Annotated in this window: 16 protein-coding genes; 6 read left to right on the forward strand and 10 right to left on the reverse strand. The window is 64.4% G+C overall.

Translation table 11 applies throughout. The features are described from left to right. The gene (locus PSUB009319_RS09720) at nt 1-498 is read left to right on the forward strand and encodes a flavodoxin family protein (RefSeq protein WP_124382022.1); all 498 of its coding nucleotides are present in this window, start codon (nt 1-3) and stop codon (nt 496-498) included. Here the strand turns inward: PSUB009319_RS09720 and PSUB009319_RS09725 are convergent. From PSUB009319_RS09725 to PSUB009319_RS09750, 6 genes are all read right to left on the reverse strand, one after another. Further along, the gene (locus PSUB009319_RS09725) at nt 495-1,238 is read right to left on the reverse strand and encodes an ABC transporter ATP-binding protein (protein ID WP_124382023.1); all 744 of its coding nucleotides are present in this window, start codon (nt 1,236-1,238) and stop codon (nt 495-497) included. The two genes, PSUB009319_RS09720 and PSUB009319_RS09725, sit on opposite strands and share 4 nt — an antisense overlap. Next, nucleotides 1,235-1,921 carry a molybdate ABC transporter permease subunit gene (gene modB / locus PSUB009319_RS09730; RefSeq protein WP_124382024.1) on the reverse strand — a complete coding sequence of 229 codons (687 nt, stop codon included), beginning with the start codon at nt 1,919-1,921 and terminating at the stop codon, nt 1,235-1,237. The genes PSUB009319_RS09725 and modB overlap by 4 nt, the downstream gene beginning before the upstream one ends. 279 nt (nt 1,922-2,200) lie before the next feature. Then, a complete protein-coding gene (locus PSUB009319_RS09735; protein ID WP_185453438.1) occupies nt 2,201-3,748 on the reverse strand; it encodes an efflux transporter outer membrane subunit in 1,548 nt (515 codons plus the stop codon). A 13-nt stretch (nt 3,749-3,761) separates the two neighbouring features. After that, nucleotides 3,762-6,977, reverse strand: coding sequence for an efflux RND transporter permease subunit (locus tag PSUB009319_RS09740; RefSeq protein WP_124382025.1), 3,216 nt, complete (start codon nt 6,975-6,977; stop codon nt 3,762-3,764). A 59-nt stretch (nt 6,978-7,036) separates the two neighbouring features. Then, nucleotides 7,037-8,362, reverse strand: a complete 1,326-nt coding sequence (locus PSUB009319_RS09745) for an efflux RND transporter periplasmic adaptor subunit (RefSeq protein ID WP_124382026.1) — start codon at nt 8,360-8,362, stop codon at nt 7,037-7,039. Between the two features lie 125 nt (nt 8,363-8,487). Then, nucleotides 8,488-9,585, reverse strand: coding sequence for an alpha/beta hydrolase (locus PSUB009319_RS09750; protein WP_124382027.1), 1,098 nt, complete (start codon nt 9,583-9,585; stop codon nt 8,488-8,490). A 313-nt stretch (nt 9,586-9,898) separates the two neighbouring features. On the opposite strand from PSUB009319_RS09750, the gene PSUB009319_RS09755 reads away from it, so the two are divergent. The 3 genes from PSUB009319_RS09755 to PSUB009319_RS09765 all read left to right on the forward strand — a co-directional run bounded on the left by PSUB009319_RS09755 (nt 9,899) and on the right by PSUB009319_RS09765 (nt 12,177). Continuing rightward, complete coding sequence (locus tag PSUB009319_RS09755; RefSeq protein WP_124382028.1) at nt 9,899-10,843, forward strand: LysR family transcriptional regulator; 945 nt, start codon at nt 9,899-9,901, stop codon at nt 10,841-10,843. Nucleotides 10,844-10,940: 97 nt separating this feature from the next. Further along, nucleotides 10,941-11,198, forward strand: coding sequence for a hypothetical protein (locus PSUB009319_RS09760; protein WP_124382029.1), 258 nt, complete (start codon nt 10,941-10,943; stop codon nt 11,196-11,198). A gap of 190 nt (nt 11,199-11,388) precedes the next feature. After that, nucleotides 11,389-12,177 carry a Mut7-C RNAse domain-containing protein gene (locus PSUB009319_RS09765; protein ID WP_124382030.1) on the forward strand — a complete coding sequence of 263 codons (789 nt, stop codon included), beginning with the start codon at nt 11,389-11,391 and terminating at the stop codon, nt 12,175-12,177. 10 nt (nt 12,178-12,187) lie between these two features. On the opposite strand, the gene otsA is transcribed toward PSUB009319_RS09765, so the two are convergent. The 4 genes from otsA to PSUB009319_RS09785 form a co-directional block, all read right to left on the reverse strand. Next, nucleotides 12,188-13,618 (reverse strand): alpha,alpha-trehalose-phosphate synthase (UDP-forming), encoded by a 1,431-nt coding sequence (gene otsA / locus PSUB009319_RS09770; RefSeq protein ID WP_124382031.1) that lies wholly within the window; start codon nt 13,616-13,618, stop codon nt 12,188-12,190. Next, the gene (otsB, locus tag PSUB009319_RS09775; RefSeq protein WP_124382032.1) at nt 13,615-14,412 is read right to left on the reverse strand and encodes a trehalose-phosphatase; all 798 of its coding nucleotides are present in this window, start codon (nt 14,410-14,412) and stop codon (nt 13,615-13,617) included. Before otsB ends, otsA begins: the two co-directional genes overlap by 4 nt. A 160-nt stretch (nt 14,413-14,572) precedes the next feature. Continuing rightward, complete coding sequence (locus tag PSUB009319_RS09780; RefSeq protein WP_124382033.1) at nt 14,573-16,636, reverse strand: NADPH-dependent 2,4-dienoyl-CoA reductase; 2,064 nt, start codon at nt 16,634-16,636, stop codon at nt 14,573-14,575. A gap of 96 nt (nt 16,637-16,732) precedes the next feature. Next, nucleotides 16,733-16,939 carry a hypothetical protein gene (locus tag PSUB009319_RS09785; RefSeq protein WP_124382182.1) on the reverse strand — a complete coding sequence of 69 codons (207 nt, stop codon included), beginning with the start codon at nt 16,937-16,939 and terminating at the stop codon, nt 16,733-16,735. An 85-nt stretch (nt 16,940-17,024) separates the two neighbouring features. Here PSUB009319_RS09785 and PSUB009319_RS09790 point away from each other — a divergent pair, with 85 nt between their 5' ends. Together PSUB009319_RS09790 and galE are read left to right on the forward strand one after the other, a co-directional pair. Beyond that, on the forward strand, nt 17,025-18,005 hold the full coding sequence (locus PSUB009319_RS09790) for a tyrosine-type recombinase/integrase (RefSeq protein ID WP_124382034.1): 981 nt from the start codon (nt 17,025-17,027) through the stop codon (nt 18,003-18,005). 167 nt (nt 18,006-18,172) lie between these two features. After that, the gene (galE, locus tag PSUB009319_RS09795; protein WP_124382035.1) at nt 18,173-19,198 is read left to right on the forward strand and encodes a UDP-glucose 4-epimerase GalE; all 1,026 of its coding nucleotides are present in this window, start codon (nt 18,173-18,175) and stop codon (nt 19,196-19,198) included. Nucleotides 19,199-19,231 lie beyond the last annotated feature (33 nt).

Raw genomic sequence — 19,231 nt, forward strand, 5'->3', positions numbered from 1 at the left:
ATGACGCCCAAGACTCTGCTGATCGTCTATCACTCGATGACGGGCGGCACGCGCCAGATGGCCGAAGCCGCGAAGTCGGGCGCCGCTGAGGAGGGTGGCGTTACGGTGCGCTTGCTGCATGCGGCGCAAGCCGGCCCCGACGACGTGCTTGCGGCGGACGGCTACATCTTCGCCACGCCAGAAAACCTCGCGGCCATCAGCGGTCAGCTCAAGGATTTTTTTGACCGCTGCTATTACCCGGCACTCGACCGTATCAATGGCCGCCCATACGCGTGCCTGATCTGCGCGGGCAGTGACGGCCAGAACGCGGTGCGTCAGCTTGAACGCATTGCCACTGGCTGGCGGCTCAAGCCTGTGGCCGAGCCGATCATCGTCTGCACGCAGGCGCAAACGCCCGCGGCCATTCTGGCCCCCAAGCAGATCGGCGCAGACGATCTGGAATGCTGCCGGGCGCTCGGGCAGGCGATGGCGACAGGGCTTGCCTTGGGCGTGTTCTAGCGGTTCGCCACTGCCGTCAAATGCGAATATGGCGACAGTAGCGGCGCATCGGACGAGCGCACTGCATCGGCCACGACACGGCCATCGCGCAACTCAAATACGTGGTCACCGAAGATCTCTACATCAGCCGGGTCGTGCGTGATCATCAGCATCGGCACTTGCAGCCGCGCTTGCAGCGCAGACAGCTCCGAACGCATGCGCGTGCGCAGCGCCGGGTCGAGCGCGGCAAAAGGTTCATCGAGCAGCAGCATCGAAGGCGCGGCGATGAGCGCGCGGGCCAGGGCGACGCGCTGACGCTGGCCACCGGAAATCTGTACCGGGTAATTGGCGGCCACGGCGCCCAGCTCGAACATGTCGATCCACTGCTGTACGCGCGGGTCATGTGTACGGCGCGGTGGGTTGAACCACCCGCGCTTGAGCCCGAACGCGATGTTCTGCGCCACTGTCAGGTGGTTGAACAGCGCGTAGTCCTGAAAGAGATAGCCGACGCGGCGTTCCTGCACGTTGAGGTTGATGCCCTCGGCGTGGTCGAACAGCGTGCGGCCATTGAGCACGATGCGGCCACGCTCGGGCGTCATCAGGCCGGCGATGGCGCGCAGCGTGAGGCTTTTGCCGGCGCCGGACGGCCCGTACAGCACCACGCGATGACTCTCCGAACGTACGGCAATGTCGAGAGAGAACACGCGTGCCGCGCTCGTCAGCGTTTTCTGTACGACGAGATCAACCATGGCTGCGCTCATGCTGGCTGCTCCTGCAGGCTCGGCGCGTGCCCTTGCAGCAAGCGGCTGGCCACCACCAGCACGACGATGCAGGTGAGCGAGGTGATCAGCACGAGCGTATTGGCCGTGGCATCGTCGCCGGCTTGCACGGCTTCGTAGATGGCGACGGAGAGCGTCTGTGTGCGGCCGGGCAGGTTGCCGGCAATCATGAGCGTGGCACCGAATTCGCCCAGCGCACGCGCGAACGCCAGCAGCACACCCGCAGCGATGCCGCGTGCGGCCAGCGGCAGCGTGACGCGAAAGAACACCGCAGCTTCGGGCAGGCCAAGCACACGCGCTGCGTTTTCCAGTTGGTGATCCACACCTTCAAAGGCCGCGCGTGCCGATTTCATGACCAGCGGAAACGCCACCACGGTGGAGGCAATCACTGCCCCTTGCCATGTAAAGACGAGCTGGATGCCGATGCTGTCGAGCCACCCGCCGATCGTGCCGCGCCGGCCCAGCAGCACCAGCAGGTAATAGCCGAGCACCGTGGGTGGCAGCACCAGGGGCAGCGTCAAGATTGAATCGATGACGTCGCGCGCGCGGCTGCGCATGCGCGCCAGCGCGTAGGCGGCGGCCACGCCCAGAACGAGGTTGAGGGCGGTCGCCCAGCCCGCCACCTTGAGGGAGAGCAGCAGGGGCGTCCAGATGGAATCGGTCATGCGGATCGGTTGTGTGCCGGAGGCATCCCGCGGGCGGGCCGGCGTCAGGAGTCAGGAGTCAGGACATGTGCCTTTAGCGCAATATAGGGTGGGTGATAACGGGTGGTCAATGTGTTGCGCTTGATGCCGCACATCGCGTGCGGGAAATGCTTGGCCATCCGATGCTTTGGGTGGCCAATCGGTGCCGGACTGGTGTGGGAATACAGCGAAAAAAAGGCGCAGCCGAAGCCGCGCCGAGTCTCGCTTTCCAGAGAGAGATGGGGAGAGAAATCCTTCCGCCTACTGCCGCGCCACTGTGGCCGGCTTCGTCTGTTCTGCTGCCGGCAGGTCACCCCAGCCACCGCCCAGTGCCTTGATGAGCCCCACCGTGGAGTTCACGCGGCTGCCTGCCAGTTGCACGCCGATGCGCTCGGCGGAGAGCATGTTGCGCTCGGCATCGATCACATCCAGGTAGTTGACTGAACCCGCGTTGTAGCGCGTGCGCGAGAGCTGTGCAGCACGCGTGGAAGCACGCACGGCATCGTCCTGTGCCTTGGATTGATCCGCCAGCAGGCGCAGCTCCGACAGGTTGTCTTCCACCTCGCGGAAGGCGACCAGCACGCTTTCACGGTAGTTGGCGACGTTTTCTTCGTAGGCGGCACGGGCTTGCTTCACACCCGCGCTGCGCGCGCCACCGTCAAAGATCGGCAGTGACAGCGCGGTGCCAACCAGCGGGCCGAGAATCCACGTGCGGCTGCCCCACTTGAGCAGATCGCCAATGTCGTGCGACTCAAAGCCGAAGCCGCCGGTGAGCTGCAGTTGCGGGAAGAACGCCGCGCGTGCCACGCCGATGCGCGCGTTGGCCGCAGCCATGGAGCGTTCGGCAGCGGCCACATCCGGGCGGCGCTCCAGCAAGGCGGACGGCAAGCCCGCCGGCACGCGCACTTCAGCAGACTGCAGTGGGTCTGTGCCCATCGTGAAATCAGCCGGTGCCTTGCCCAGCAGCGTTGCCAATGCGTGCTCCAGAACGGCGCGACGGCGCTGCACGCCGATGCGGTCGGAGCGTGCCGTGGCCAGTTCAGCGTCTGCACGGGCAACATCCAGCTCGCCAATGTCACCGGTGTTGAAGCGACGTTGCACGAGCTTGAGCGCCTCTTCGCGGCCGACCAGCGTGCGGGCCAGCAGCGCCTCTTCTGCATCAAGCGTGCGCAGGCTGAAATACGTCTGCGCCACGTCAGCCTGCAACGACAGCCGGGCGGCACGGTACAGCGCTTCCACGCGCTCGGCATCTGCGCCGGCAGCGTCGATGTTGTTGCGCACGCGCCCGAACAGGTCAACTTCATACGCGACGGTGGACTGTGCACGCCAGTACGTCTGCGGCTGCACGGGCGCGCCGACCGGCAAGCCGGCCGATGCCGCAGAACCCCGCTGGCGCGTCGGGCCGAAGCCTGCATCCAGCTCCGGGAATAGCGAAGCACGGTTGGCTTGCACAAAGGCGCGTGCCTGGTTCACGCGGGCGGCGGCGGCGGCCAGCGTGGGGCTGGCTTCAGCGGCCTGCGTTTCGAGCTTGTCGAGCGCCGGGTCGTTGAAGATTTTCCACCAAGCGCCGTCAGCGGGCAGAGACGGTTCGGCCGTCTTCCACTTGCCTTGTTCACCGGCGGCCAGCGGCGCATCTGCGGGCGCTGAAGCCTCCTTGAAGGCATTGGGCGTGCCCACGTCCGGCTTCTCGTAGGTTGGTGCCAGCGAGCAGGCCGCGAGGAACAGCACGGCGGCCAGCGCCAGCGGTGTCCAGCGGCCAGGCCTGATCGCCTGGTCGGCCGAACCGGTTTGTTGTTTGAACACGTTCATAGCGATGTCCTGATTAATGTTGGGCCGACGGCACAGGCAGCGCGCCATCCAGGTCCAGATCGCCGGGGTTACGGTCGGGTGCATCTTCCGAGCGCTGGCCGCGGCGTGCCGCCAGCGTGCGCAGCAGCACGTAGAACACCGGCGTGAGGAACAGGCCGAACAGCGTCACGCCCAGCATCCCCGCGAACACGGCCACGCCCATGGCATGGCGCATTTCCGCGCCGGCACCGGTCGACATCACCAGGGGCACCACACCCATGATGAAGGCGATCGACGTCATCAGGATCGGGCGCAGACGCAGGCGGCACGCCTCGACGGCGGCTTCCACGATGGTGCGTCCTTGCAGTTCGAGCTCGCGCGCAAACTCCACGATCAGGATCGCGTTCTTGCACGCCAGCCCCACCAGCACCACCAGGCCGATCTGCGTGAAGATGTTGTTGTCTCCGTGCGAGGCCCATACGCCCAGCATGGCGGCAAACAGGCTCATCGGCACGATCAGGATCACCGCCAGCGGCAGCGTCAGGCTCTCGTACTGTGCGGCCAGCACCAGGAACACCAGCAACACGCAGATCGGGAAGATCCACACCGCAGAGTTGCCGGCCAGAATCTGCTGATACGTCAGGTCGGTCCACTCGAAGCGCACGCCCTTGGGCAGCGTTTCATGCGCAATGCGTTCGACAGCCGCCTGTGCCTGGCCCGACGAGAAGCCCGGCGCCGGACCACCGTTGATGTCCGCCGCGGTGTAGCCGTTGTAGCGCACCACCATATCCGGCCCAAAGCCTTGCGACACGCGCAGCAGAGACGAAAGCGGCACCATCTCGCCCGCCGTGTTGCGCGTCTTCAGCTGCAGGATGTCTTCTGCATGGGCGCGGAACGGCGCGTCTGCCTGCACCTTTACCTGATACGTGCGGCCGAAGCGGTTGAAGTCGTTCACGTACAGCGAGCCCAGATACACCTGCATGGTGTCGAACACGTCCGTGACGGGCACGCCAAGCTGCTTGGCCTTCACGCGGTCCAGATCGGCATTCAACTGCGGCACGTTGATCTGGTAGCTCGAGAACGACGGACCCAGCTCCGGCGTCTTGCGTGCCTTCGCCATGAACGCCTGCGTGGCGGCAAAGAGCTGTTCGTAACCGACCGAACCACGGTCTTCCAGTTGCAGCTTGAAACCGCCCACCGTGCCGAGACCTTGCACCGGCGGCGGCGGGAACACGGCAATGAACGCGTCCTTGATGGCGCTGTATTGCTGGTTCAGTTGCCCCGCAATCGCACCGCCCGAGAGGTTGGCTGTCTTGCGCTGGTCAAACGGCTTGAGCGTGACGAACACAATGCCGGCGCTCGGGCTGTTGGTAAAGCCGTTGATCGACAGACCCGGGAACGCCACGGCGCTTTCCACGCCGGGGTGCTTGAGTGCGATGTCCGACATGCGGCGGATCACGTCTTCGGTGCGGTCGAGCGAGGCGCCGTCGGGCAACTGCGCGAAGCTCACGAGATACTGCTTGTCCTGCATCGGCACAAAGCCGCCCGGCACCTTGTTGAACAGCAGCGCGGTGGCCCCGATCAGTGCCAGATAAATGCCCAGCATGACGGCCTTGCGACCGATCACGCGTGATGTGCTGCGGCCATACGACTCCGACGCGGCACCGAACACACGGTTGAACGGGCGGAAGATCCAGCCCAAGCCCTTGTCCATTGCACGGGCCAGCCAATCCTTGGGCGCGTCGTGGCTCTTGAGCAGCAGCGCAGCCAGCGCAGGCGACAACGTGAGCGAGTTGAAGGCCGAGATGACGGTCGAGATCGAGATCGTCAGCGCGAACTGCTTGTAGAACTGGCCGGTCAGGCCCGTCATGAAAGCCAGCGGCACGAACACGGCAATCAGCGTGAGAGCAATGGCGATGATCGGGCCGCTCACTTCACGCATGGCCTTGTATGTCGCCTCGCGCGGCGATAAGCCTTCGGCGATGTTCCGCTCGACGTTCTCCACCACCACAATCGCATCGTCCACCACGATCCCGATCGCCAGCACCAGCCCGAAGAGCGACAGCGCGTTGATCGAGAAGCCGAATATCAGCATCAGCCCAAACGTACCGATGATCGACACCGGCACCGCCAGCAGCGGAATGATCGACGCGCGCCACGTCTGCAGGAACAGGATCACCACCAGCACCACAAGCGCCACTGCTTCCAGCAGCGTATGCGTGACGGCTTCGATACTCGATCTGACGAACTGCGTCGGGTCATAGACGATGCGGTAATCCACGCCTTCGGGAAAATCTTCCTTCAGCTCGGCCATCGTCTTGCGCACGTCATCCGAAATCTGCAGCGCGTTGGAGCCCGGCGCCTGGAAGATCGGAATGGCCACCGCCTGCTTGTTGTCGAGCAGCGAGCGCAGGCCGTATTCCGATGCGGCCAGCTCAATGCGGGCCACGTCGCGCAGCGTGGTTACCGCGCCGTTGGGCGAGCTTTTCAGGATGATGTCGCCAAATTCCTGTTCGGTCTTCAGGCGGCCCTGCGCGTTGACGGACAGTTGCAGGTCCGTACCCGGCACCGACGGCGAACCGCCGATCACGCCCGCCGCCACCTGCACGTTCTGGTCACGGATGGCGCGCACGACTTCGTTGGCGGTCAGGCCGCGCTCGGCGACCTTGTTCGGGTCGAGCCACACGCGCATCGAGTAGTCACCCGAGCCGAACAATTGCACCTGGCCCACGCCGCTGATGCGCGCCAACCGATCCTTGACGTTGAGCACGGCATAGTTGCGCAGGTACGTCATGTCGTAGCGATCGTTGGGCGACAGCAAGTGCACCACCATCGTCAGGTCGGGGCTGCTCTTGACAGTGGTCACACCCAGGCGCTGCACCACGTCGGGCAGGCGCGGCAGCGCTTGCGAGACGCGGTTCTGCACGAGCTGCTGTGCCTTGTCCGGGTCGGTGCCCAGCTTGAACGTGACTGTCGTGGTCAGGTTGCCGTCGCTGTTGGCCTGTGACTGCATGTACAGCATGTTCTCGACGCCGTTGATCTGCTCTTCGAGCGGCGAGGCGACGGTCTCGGCAATCACCTTCGGGTTGGCGCCCGGAAACTGCGCGCGCACCACCACTGAAGGCGGCACGACCTCGGGGTATTCCGAGATCGGCAATCGCCAGATCGAGATGATCCCGATCAACAGGATCAGCGTGGAGAGCACGCCCGCAAAGATTGGGCGGTCCACGAAAAATTTAGAGAAGTTCATGGCCGAGTTTATGTATTTGGGCGATGAGGTTCAGTCGCAATCAGGCGCACTCAGTGCACTCAGGCGCGATCTGCCGGCAGGCGTTGTGCGTTGGCCGCGGTCTTGGCATCTGCGGGCTTTGCTTCGGCCTTCGCGGCCGGAGCGGTTGCGGGCGTTGATGCCGAGGCTTCGGCAGGCGTGGCGGGGGCTTCAGTGGGGGTTTCCGGTCGGGCACCCGGCAGCACCACGCGCTTGGTGACCAGGCTATCCATCGTCACCGCGTTGGGTGCCACGGCGTCGCCCGGGCGCACGCGCTGGATGCCGTTGACGACGATGCGGTCACCGGCCTTCAGGCCCGATTTCACCACGCGCAGGCCGTCGATGGAGGCGCCCAGCACAACCGGGCGGTAGCTCGTCTTGTTGCCGGCATCCACCACCAGGACGAACTTCTTGTCCTGGTCCGTACCGATGGCCTTGTCGCTGATGAGGATGGCATCGTGCGGGGCACCGGTGCTCATCCGCACGCGGGCGTAGAGGCCCGGCGTGAGGCGGCCGTCGGCGTTGTCCAGCGTGGCGCGCACGCGGATGGTGCCCGAGCGCACATCGAGCCGGTTGTCGACGGACTGGATCACGCCTTCGCGCGTGTAGCCCTCTTCATTGGCCAGCCCGATGTAGACCGGCGTCTTGGTACCTTGGGCCGCCTTGGCGGAGTAGCGCAGGTAGCTTTGCTCATCCGCATCGAACGCCACGTACATCGGCGATACGGACACTAGCGTCGTCAGCACCGGCGCAGCACCACCGGCAGACACCACGTTGCCCACGGTAATTTCTGCGCGCGACACGCGGCCCGCAACGGGCGCCACGATGTGTGTGTACTCCAGGTTCAGCCTGGCGGCATCCAGTGCGGCGGCGGCGCCTTGCAGGTTGGCTTGGGCCTCGCGTGCGGCGTTTTCCTTCTCTTCAAACTCGCGGCGCGCGATGGCGTTGTCGGCCACCAGTTTCTGGGCGCGATCGAGTTCTGACGTGGTGTAGGCCACGCGCGATTTGGCGGCCGTCAGCACGGCTTGCGTGCGTGCGACTTCTGCCGCGTAGGGGCGCGGGTCGATGGTGAACAGTGCGTCGCCCTTCTTGACGATGCTGCCGTCCTTGAAGTGGACCGCAGTGACGGTGCCGCTCACCAGTGGGCGGACTTCAACGCGTTGAACGGCTTCGATGCGGCCAGAAAACTCATCCCATTCCGCCACGTTGCGTGCGACGACGGGCGCCACATCCACCGGTGTCGCTGCGGGCGCGGCGGCCGGCTGCTGCGATGCGCCGGCGCTGGAAACAAGACCGTATGTGCCCACGGCTGCAACGCCGAGCACGGCGGCAACCGAAATGGCGATGGTGCGTTTGGACAGGCTCATGATGACTCTCGATTTCTGTTGGGTAAGCAAAGAGAAAAGACGCTGTAAAGCTCCGGAAGAGCACTTGGGCCGCAGCGTAGAAACACGCGCGCGGCCTCGCACTCCGTTTCTTGTGGTGTTGGGTCTCAGCCGGGCGTTTCTCCGGTCGCATCAGTGGAGGGGGGCGTCCGGTCCTTGCGGTCTGCACGTGCGCGGCGCTTGGCGCGAGCGGTTGCCTGCCGTGTCATGCCAAGGTGCCAGCGCAGGAAGCACGTCATCTCGTCTTGTGCGACCGCGCTCATGGCAATCGAGTCATGGCAGGCCTCGTTCACGCGCACGACTTGCGTAGCCACACCCGCTTCAATAAGGCATGCGGCGTAGCGTTCGGCTTCGGTGCGCAGCAGGTCTTGCGGCGCGGTGAGCAGCAGGGCGGGTGGCAAGCCTTGCAGGCGGCGGGATTCCACCGGCGCGGCGTAGGGGTGGACGCGCTCGGTTGGGCGGGGCAGGTACTGGCGGTAGCAATCTGCGCAGACTTCGGCCGAGTTGTCGGCATTGGCCAGATGATCGGGGCGCATGCGGGCCATGGTCGGGTCGAGCATGGGCGCGATCAGCACCTGCGCACGCAGGTTGGGGCCGCCACGGTCGCGCGCGATCATCGTCAATGCGGCGGACAGGTTGCCGCCCGCGTCATGCCCGGCCACTGCGATGCGGCGACGATCAATGCCCCAGGAGGCAGCATGGTCTGCAATACAGCACAGCGCGGCGTACACATCTTCGGGCGCGGCGGGAAAGGGCGCAGCGGGCGCCAGCGAATAGCCAACCGTCACCACCACGGCAGGCAGCGTGGCGGCCAGATGGCGTGCGGGCGCATTGGCATCGTCAATCGAGCCGCGCACAAAACCACCGCCATGCAGATACAGCACGCCGCAATGGCGCAGCGGCGCGGCAGCATCGTCGGCATGCATTTCGGGGCGGAACACACGCAGGCGGATGCGGCTGGCGTAGCCCTGCGTCCAATAATCCTCGGCAGTCACCTCGCGCGGCAGTGTTGCCGTGTCAGCCGTTTCCTTGCATGAAGAAGATTGCTCAGGCAGTTTGAATGCTGCGTCGCGCAAATTGTTATTCAGTGCAACATTTGTAGCGGCGGGCGTTGGGTACGGTCGCGCCGGACGAACAGCGGCTGATGCTGCATCGCTGGTGGGCGTGCGGTCCGAAATAACCAAGCGCGGTGGGGAAGAACCCATGATGTCAGGCGGGGCTTACCTTTGCGGATAACCCGGATATCGATGGGCTGAATGATGGTGATTAGACGAACGCGGATAAATGCCTATAATCAGACATCACTATTAGTTGCAACCGAACAATCAAAATTTACGGTTGTGCTACAAAGTGTCATTGCTCGAGGCCGATCTTGTTGCACTGCGAAAATTCGTAGTCCGCCGCCTTCCTGATCGCGCCAACCGGGTGCACCCCTTCAGATTTCACTTGTCTTGCGCATTGCCGTTTTGATCTCGGCAGTGCGCATGCTCCGTGGAGTCCGACCCTCAGGAGCCGCAGATGGATCGATTGCAGGCCATGCAGGTTTTCACACGTGTCGTGGAAGCCAGCAGTTTCACCAAGGCTGCCGACAGCCTTCAGTTACCCCGCGCCACAGTGACAAACCTGGTGCAAAGCCTTGAGGCGCATCTCGGCGTGCGCCTGCTCCATCGAACCACGCGCCGCGTGAATGTCACCGCAGATGGCGCTGCGTATTACGAACGCTGCGTGCGCTTGCTTGGTGATCTGGAAGAGACCGAGGCCGCTTTCTCGCAAAGTGCGTCGGGCGCACGTGGCACCCTGCGCATTGACGTGCCTGCCTCGATTGGCAAACGGTTGCTTGTGCCGCGCATCCGCGATTTTCATGATGCGTACCCCGATCTTCAGCTTGAGATCGGCATGAGCGACCGCACCGTCGATCTCGTGCAGGAAGGGGTGGATTGCGCCGTGCGCGTGGGCGAGCTGCAGGATTCCAGCCTCGTTGCGCGCCGCATCGGGCAGTTGTCGATGGTGAACTGCGCCGCCCCCGAGTATCTGGCGCGACACGGCACGCCCACGTCATTGGAGGATCTGCAGGATCACACGGCAGTGAATTACTTTTCGCCGCGCAACGGCCGCCGCATGGATTGGGATTTCGTCATCGACGGGCAAAAGCAGATTCACAAGGTGCGCGGCATGGTGTCCGTCAACGATGCGGAATCCGCCGTGGCGTGCGGGCTGCACGGCCTGGGCCTGATGCAGACTTCGCGCTTTCTCGTGTACGAGCATCTGATGGCGGGCACGCTGGTCGAGATCCTGCCGGACTACATCTCCGAGCCATTGCCGGTGTCGGTCATCTATCCGCACAACCGTCATCTGTCGCCCAAGGTGCGGGTGTTTGTGGATTGGGTGGCGACGCTGTTTGCTGACCATCCGTGCCTGCAACTGAAGGAAAATCCGCGACTGCACATTGTTAGTGCGGCCTGAACAGTTATTTCTTCAAAGCTGCATTTATCAGACGGGAGTAACGATTTATTCTGCCTTCCAAGCGCAACAACGAGCGCAATCGAACAAGGAACTGATCATGAACTCCCGTCTCTTCACCACTTTCTCCCGCCGTAACGTACTGGCCCTGGTGGCTTTGGTTTCGGCTTCTGCCGCACTGCTGTCGCAGCCGGCGGCCGCTTCCATCCAACCCAACTTTGACGCCCCGGCCGCTACGCAGGCTGGCCGCTTCGACCCGTACACGCAAGGCGCCGATCGCCAGGCCGATACGTATGGCTACCTGTCGTGGAACGGCGATGCGAGCTATCCGAAAGGCGGCGCTGCATCGCGCGCATAAATCGCGCACGGACTGAATTTCTCCTCCTCCGTATTTGCGGCGTGACTCTACCGGTCACGCCGCTTTTTATTGGCGCGAGAGCCTGAGTTCGCGGGCCGGGGCGCTGGAAAGACGCGCGCAGCGCTTTGAGTGAGGGCACGAGAACTGCGTGTCAGGGCGCCGATGTTGGGTTGGGAGTATCGTGGCAGGCATGCAGACCGTTGTCTTCACGTTCGATTCCAGTCTGACGCCGCTGATTCCACTGGCGTTGCGCGGGCACCCTGTTGTGCGCGCCTGGGCAGATGGCGCCACGCTCAAGCACGCCATCGAGGCGCTGGGCGTGCCGCACACCGAGGTGGGGCAAGTCCTTGTGAATGACGCGCCCACCCCAATGGAAGCCATGGTGCCGGCCAGTGGTCACATCGCGGTTTCATGCGCGCAGCCCGCCTTGCCCGTCGCGCCGCTGCACTTTCTGTGCGACGCGCACCTGGGCGCCACGGCGCGCCTGCTGCGCATGGCCGGCTTCAATACCGCCTATGACAACAATTACGCCGACGCCGCCATCGAAGCGTTGGCTCAGGCCGAAGATTGGATCGTGCTCTCGCGCGATCGTGAACTGCTCAAGCGGCGCGGCATCCTTCGTGGCGCGTTTATTCGCGCGCGTGAGCCGCAGGCGCAGATGCGCGAAATCGTGTCGCGGTTCAGGCTGGTCGATATGGCCAAGCCGTTCTCACGCTGCCTGGAATGCAACGTGCCGCTGCGCATGCTGAGCCCGGAAGAGGCTGGCGCCAGCGTGCCGCCCCGCGTGCGCGAGCGCCAACACCTGTTCAGCACCTGCGACGTTTGCAGACGTATCTACTGGCCCGGCTCGCACTGGGCGCGCATGAATGCCGTGTTGGCCGATATGTTGTCACCCCAGGCCCGTGCGGACGCATCCACAGACACAGACACAGCAGACCCGGCCGAACGCATCTTGCGCAGCGGCAGCGCAGGCGCTTGACTGCCTTCAACTACTGCGACGGCGCATTGCGCAAGTCGGCCACAAACCGCTCGCGCCAGATGGTGAGGTTGGCCGCGCGCAGCCGATCCATCATGTGGGCGTAACGCGCCTTGCGTTCTTCCAGCGGCATCGTCAACGCGCGGTTCAGTGCCTCGGCCATGCCGCGTGTGTCATATGGGTTGACGATGAGCGCGGCATCCAGCTCGCGCGCCGCGCCGGCAAAGCGCGAGAGCACCAGCACCCCTGGGTTTTCAGGGTCTTGCGCGGCCACGTATTCCTTGGCCACGAGGTTCATCCCATCGCGCAACGGCGTCACATAGCCGATTTGCGAGCTGCGGAACAGCGCCATCAGCACGCGCCGTTCGTACTGCTTGTTGATGTAGCGGATGGGCGTCCAGTCCAACTCCGAATGCTTGCCGTTGATGCGGCCCGACTCCGCTTCGAGCCGCTGGCGTATCTGCTGATAACTCTGCACGTCCTGACGCGACGTCGGCGCGATCTGGATGAAGGTCACGTGCCGGCGGTGGTCCGGAAAATCGTCCAGCAGTTGCTCGAACGCGCGGAAGCGCTCGGGCAGGCCTTTGGAATAGTCGAGCCGGTCCACGCTCATGATGAGCCGCGTCGGCTGCTGGCCTTGCCCCTGACCCTGACCGATGGCGCGCTCGCCGCGCGGGTTCGCATGCCGCGTGAACGGATTGCGCCGCGCCAGCGACGACTTTGCCTGCTGCGCGATCTCGTCCGGATGCACGCCGATCGGGTAGACCTCCGCGCGCAGCGTGTGGCCATAGGCGTGTACGGGGCCGTTCTGTTCTTTCTGTTCAATGTAGCCGCGTGCCTCGCGCTCGATGTAGTCGTAGAAGGCCACGCGGTCGGTCTCGGTCTGGAAACCGACCAGGTCATACGCACACAGCGCACGCATCAGGTCTTCATGCGGCGGAATCGTCGTCAGGATTTCCGGCGACGGAAACGGAATGTGCAGGAAGAACCCAATGCGGTTGGTCAGCCCCAGCGCGCGGCACTCCGCTGCAAACGGGATCAGGTGATAGTCATGCACCCACAGGATGTCGTCCGGCTGCACCAGCGCCTTGAGCTGATGCGCAAACTGCGCATTGACACGCCGGTAGCCGTGGTACTCCTGGCGCTCGTAGCGCGAGAGATCAACACGGTAATGGAAGATCGGCCATAACGTTGCGTTGGCAAAGCCGCGGTAGTACTGGTCGTAGTCTTTGCGGTTCAGGCCGACAGTGGCGTACGTGATGTTGCCCTTGGTGACGATGTTGGGCTCGTGCGCAACGGTGGCGGCGCTCTCGCCGCTCCAGCCGAACCAGATGCCGCCGGTTTCACGCAGGGCATCGAATACACCCACGGCCAGGCCGCCCGCCGTCCCCTGGCCTTCGGCAACGGGCGCAACGCGATTGGAAACAACGATGAGCCGGCTCATGCGGCACCTCGCTTGGCGGCCGTGAGCGCCGCCAGCCATTCGCGCAGTGCCGCCGGGTCTTGCACGCGCCAGTGCGCCTGACTCGGGCCCGCGCCCACCTTGATCGACCAGCCATCGAACGCGTTGACAGCATCGAAGGCGCTTTCATCGGTCAAGTCATCGCCCGCAAACAGCACGGTGCGGCCCGTAAAGGGCGGCTCGGTCATCAGCGTGCGCACCATGTCGCCCTTGCTGGCACCGCGCGGCTTGAGTTCGACAACCATCTTGCCGGCCTGCAGCCGCACGTGGTCGGCATAGCGGCGCGCAAGGCGGTCGGCCACATTCAGCACCGCGTTTTCGGCTTCAGGTGCATGGCGGTAGTGCAGCGCGAACGCGATGCCTTTGCTCTCCAGCACCACGCCGGAAAACTGCGTCGACAACTGCGTGAGTTCAGCGCGCAACTCGCGCTCCAGCCGCGCGAGTGCGTTGCTGTCGGCATTCAGGCGGACGAGGCCGCCGTCCGCATTGCGGCGCTCGGCCCCATGCACGCCCGCAATGACGAGCCCGGGCAGAGACAGGCGAGATTCCACGTCGTGCACCGTGCGGCCGCTGATGATGGCCAATGCGCCACCGCTTGCGGTGTGCAGCGCGGCCAGCGTTTCGCGCAGCGGTGCAGAGACATGCACGGCATCGGGTTGCGGCGCGATATCGACGAGCGTGCCGTCAAAGTCGAGCAGAAAGGCTGTTCGACCAAGGTCGAGCGAGGGCATGGGCGCCGCGTTGGCAGAAGACTTGGGAGAAACGTTTTTGGACAAACCGGCTCTTGTGAATGTGCTTGATACGCCTGTTCACGCAAGAACCGGGCCGACCGCGCCAGCCATTGTCATTTCGGCATTCGCGGCGGGTCGGGGAGGGGATGGGCTTGTAAAAACGGGCGCGTGGTGCAAAACCTTCACAGCACGCGTGCCTGAAGCGTCACAGCGATGCGGCCAGACGCGTGCCCTGATCGATGGCGCGTTTGGCGTCGAGTTCGAGCGCTTCATCGGCGCCGCCAATGATGTGCACCTTGGCGCCGCCCGCCTGCAGCGGCTCGACCAGCTCGCGCAGCGGTTCCTGGCCCGCGCACAGCACGATTGAGTCAACCGTCAGCCATTCGGCGGCTTCGCGTTTTTCTCCGTAGCTTACGAGCAGGCCTTCATCGCCGATTCGCTCGTAGTTGACGCCGCCCACCATGCGCACACCAAGGTTCTTCAGGCTCGTGCGATGAATCCAGCCCGTGGTCTTGCCCAGGCCGCCACCGAGTTTGCCGGCACGCCGCTGCAGCAGAGTGATCGCGCGCGCGGGCGCTTGCGGCTCAGGGCGGATGCCATCCACGCCGCCGCGCACTTGCGTCGGATCACCCACACCCCACTCGGCGCGCCATGTCTGCAGATCCAACGTGGGTGAATGACCGTCGAGCGCGAGAAACTCCGCCACATCAAAGCCAATGCCGCCCGCGCCGACAATCGCCACGCGCTTGCCCACCGGCTTGCGATGGCGCAGCACATCGATGTACGACAGCACGCTCGGATGCTCCTGCCCCGGAATCTTCGGATCGCGCGGCGACACGCCCGTCGCGATGATGATCTCGTCGTACCTGGCCGCAAGCAGTTGCTGCGCATCCACGCGCGTGCCCAGGCGCAGTGTCACACCCGTCGCTTCCACGCGGCGTGTGAAGTAGCGCAGCATCTCGTGAAACTCTTCCTTGCCCGGAATGCGCTTGGCCATGTTCAACTGGCCACCGAGTTCCGTTGCGGCGTCGTACAGATCCACCGCATGCCCGCGTTCGCCCAGCGTGATGGCTGCCGACAAACCCGCCGGTCCCGCGCCCACCACCGCAAAGCGCCGCTTGGCCGGCGTGGGGCGGATGACGAGTTCGGTCTCATGACACGCACGCGGGTTGACGAGGCAACTCGCGATCTTGGCCTTGAAGGCGTGATCCAGGCACGCCTGGTTGCAGGCGATGCAGGTGTTGATGTCCTGCGCGCGGTCCATGGCTGCTTTGCGTACGAAATCGGGATCGGCCAGCAGCGGGCGCGCCATCGACACCATATCGGCGCAGCCATCGGCCAGCACGGCCTCCGCCACTTCCGGCGTGTTGATGCGGTTGGACGTGACCAGCGGAATGCCGACCTCGCCTTTCATCTTCTTCGTGACCCACGCAAAGGCTGCGCGCGGCACGCTGGTCGCAATGGTGGGGATGCGCGCCTCGTGCCAGCCGATGCCTGTGTTGATGATGGTGGCGCCGGCGCGCTCCACGGCGCGGGCGAGCTGTACGACTTCTTCCCACGAGCTGCCGTCGGGGATCAGGTCGATCATCGACAGGCGGTAGATGATGATGAAGTCGCGGCCGACTGCCTCGCGCGTGCGCTGGACGATTTCCACAGGCAGGCGCATGCGGTTGGCATAGCTGCCGCCCCAGTCGTCGGTGCGCTTGTTGGTGTGCGTGACGAGGAACTGGTTGATGAAGTAGCCCTCGGAGCCCATGATCTCGACGCCGTCGTAGCCTGCCTCGCGGGCCAACTGGGCGCAGCGCACGAACGCGCGGATCTGCTGCTCGATACCGCGCGCTGACAACTCGCGCGGCGTGAACGGACTGATGGGCGAGCGCAGCGCCGTGGGCGCCACCGCAAGCGGGTGATAGCCGTAGCGGCCGGTATGCAGAATCTGCAGTGCGATCTTGCCGCCTTCCTCATGCACGGCGCGGGTGACCGCGCGGTGGCGGCGTGCTGCTCCGTGTGTGGCGAGGCGCCCGGCAAACGGCTTGGTCCAACCCGCAATGTTGGGTGCAAATCCGCCCGTGACCATCAGGCCGACGTCGCCGCGCGCACGCTCGGCAAAGTACGCGGCCAGGCGCTCAAGATGGTTGCCAAAACGGTTGCCATCTTCCAGCCCGGTGTGCATCGAACCCATCAGCACGCGGTTCTTGAGCGTGGTGAAGCCAAGGTCGAGCGGGGCCAACAGGTGGGGGTATGGCGAGGAGGGCGTGGAGGAAGACATGTCCGGCGCATCACATGATGTGGAAACGCGCCGGACGGTAGCACCCAAGCGCCCATTGGAACAACAGGGCGGGGCTCTAGATGTGTGAGGCGCGCGTCAGGATTTTCCCGACTTCTTCGGCTCGCCTTCTGCTGGCTTGCCGAGCAGCGCCTTCAGCAGCTTGTTCTGTGGAATTGCCTTGCCGCTGCCCTGGCCAGGCTTGCCGGTGCGCTGGGTGTCGCGTTTGAGGTTGTTGGCAATCTTGAGGCCCTTGAGTTTTTCGAGGTCGGTTTTCTTCACGATGGGGTCCGCAATGGGATACATGAGCTGCGTGTTACGCTCGGCAGGATACGCGAAACGTTCGCCCACGCCCGTTTTTCTGCATTTCCGCTGCCGCATTGACCCTGCATTGACCTTGTTTACGCCGCCCGCCACGCCTGTTCCTGATCTGTTTCAGCCCAGCCTGCAAGACTGGGCGGAGCGGCCTGCGCAAGCCTTCGAGCATTGGCTGGCCGCACGCGGCTATCGTGAATCATCGGCGACGGTGTATCGCGCGATGTGGCGCAAATGGCTGCGCTGGGCCGAATCGCACCAGCGCGCATTGGCTGATTGGAGCGCCGGTGATATCGCCGCCTTCCTTGACGATTCGGGCCTGACCAAGCTGCATCGCTACCGCTATGCGCGCCTGATCGAGCGCGTCTTTCATCAGATCGATCAACAACGTACTGGTACGCACAACCCTGCAAGCTCGGCTGTGCAGCAGAAGCTGGCCGAAGGCGAGAACGATCCGACCACATTCCTTTCATTGGCGGAGCGTGCGGCGATCGAGGCTTCGTTGGCGGTGGGCGCGCAGGCCAGCGAGGCTGCCGCCAACGCCAGCGCGTTCAAGCTCGCGCGCGACCGTGCACTCGTCGCGGTCTGCCATGGTGCGGGGCTGAAGGTCGCGCAGGTGCAATCGCTGCAGCTCCGTCAGGTGGATGAGGCCCTGCAGGCCATTACCGTCGAGCGGTCTCGCGGCCCGTCGTATCAGGCGCCCATGCTTGAAGCCGCGCGCCCCGCGCTGGCCGCCTGGCTGGCGGTGCGCGCCCATGCTGAGGTGCCCGGCGAGCGCGTGTTCGTGGCCGATGCTGGCGGGCGTGTCATGCATGCTGCCTCGGTGTACCGCCGGGTGGAGGCCTGGCTCACCGAGCTGCCGGCATTGCTGCACCGCAGCGAACGGTTGTCGCCGCAGACGCTGCGCAACGGATATACCGCCGCGCTGTTCGACGCAGGCGCAGACCCTGCTGAAGTGGGGTATGCGCTGGGCCTGCGCGATGCGACCTCGGCATGGCGGCTGCGCGCGGCCTATGCGCAGTGGCAGGCCGCCGCCCACCCCGATGGCCGGTCATAGTGCTGCTTTTGGCACTACACGGCCTGAAACCGCCCGCAAACCGTTGACGGGCTTTGCTATGATCGCGCTGTTTTACGCGCTGCCGAGCAAGTCGACGCGGCGCAAAACGACGATGCCGCGCTCAAACCGGCACGCTGACGCTCTCCTTCCTCGATACCTCGCACCCAATGACAGAAACCATTCTGCTGACCGGCGCTACCGGCTACATCGCCTCGCACACCTGGGTTGAACTGCTGGATGCGGGCTATCAGGTGATCGGCCTGGACAACCTCTGCAACAGCAGCTCGATGGTGCTCGCGCGCATCGAGCAGATCACCGCCAAGACGCCGAAGTTCGTGCAGGGCGATGTGCGTGACCGCCGCCTGCTCGATGATCTCTTTGCCAGCACCCGGATCTCGGGGGTCATCCACTTCGCGGCGCTCAAATCGGTGGGGGAATCGGTGCAGAAGCCGCTGGCCTATTACGACAACAACATGGGCGGGCTGGTGACGCTGTGCACGGCCATGGCGCATGCGAATGTGCGCCAGCTCGTGTTCAGCTCGTCGGCAACGGTGTATGGCAATCCGCATACGGTACCGATTACCGAGTCGTTTCCGCTGTCGTCCACCAACCCGTATGGTCAAACCAAGCTGATGGGCGAGCAGGTGCTGCGCGACCTGGAAATTTCCAGCGCCGCCTGGCAGATCGCCTACCTGCGCTACTTCAACCCGGTGGGCGCGCACCACAGCGGCCTGATTGGCGAAGACCCGCGCGGCATTCCCAACAACCTGATGCCGTACGTTGCCCAGGTAGCAGTAGGCAAGCGCGAGAAGCTCTCCGTGTATGGCGGTGACTGGCCCACGCCCGACGGCACTGGCGTACGCGATTACATCCACGTGGTGGATCTGGCGCGCGGGCATTTGTCGGCGCTCGACACGCTGCGCCGTGATCGCCGCGGGTTCACCGTCAACCTCGGTACGGGCCGTGGGTATTCGGTGCTGGAAGTTGTTGAGGCCTACAAGCGCGCCAGCGGTAAGCCGGTGCCGTATCAGATTGTGGACCGCCGCCCCGGCGACATTGCTGCATGCTATGCCGATCCGGCACTGGCCGCGTCGCTGTTGGGCTGGCGCGCGCAATACGGCATCGAGCGCATGTGCGAAGACTCGTGGCGTTGGCAGAGCATGAATCCGGATGGCTTCCAGACGCGTGGGTGATTTGCCAGATATCGCCAGACGTTCATTGAGCAG

The sequence above is a fragment of the Ralstonia sp. SET104 genome, from assembly GCF_003851545.1.
In the GTDB taxonomy this organism is placed as follows: Bacteria; Pseudomonadota; Gammaproteobacteria; order Burkholderiales; family Burkholderiaceae; genus Ralstonia.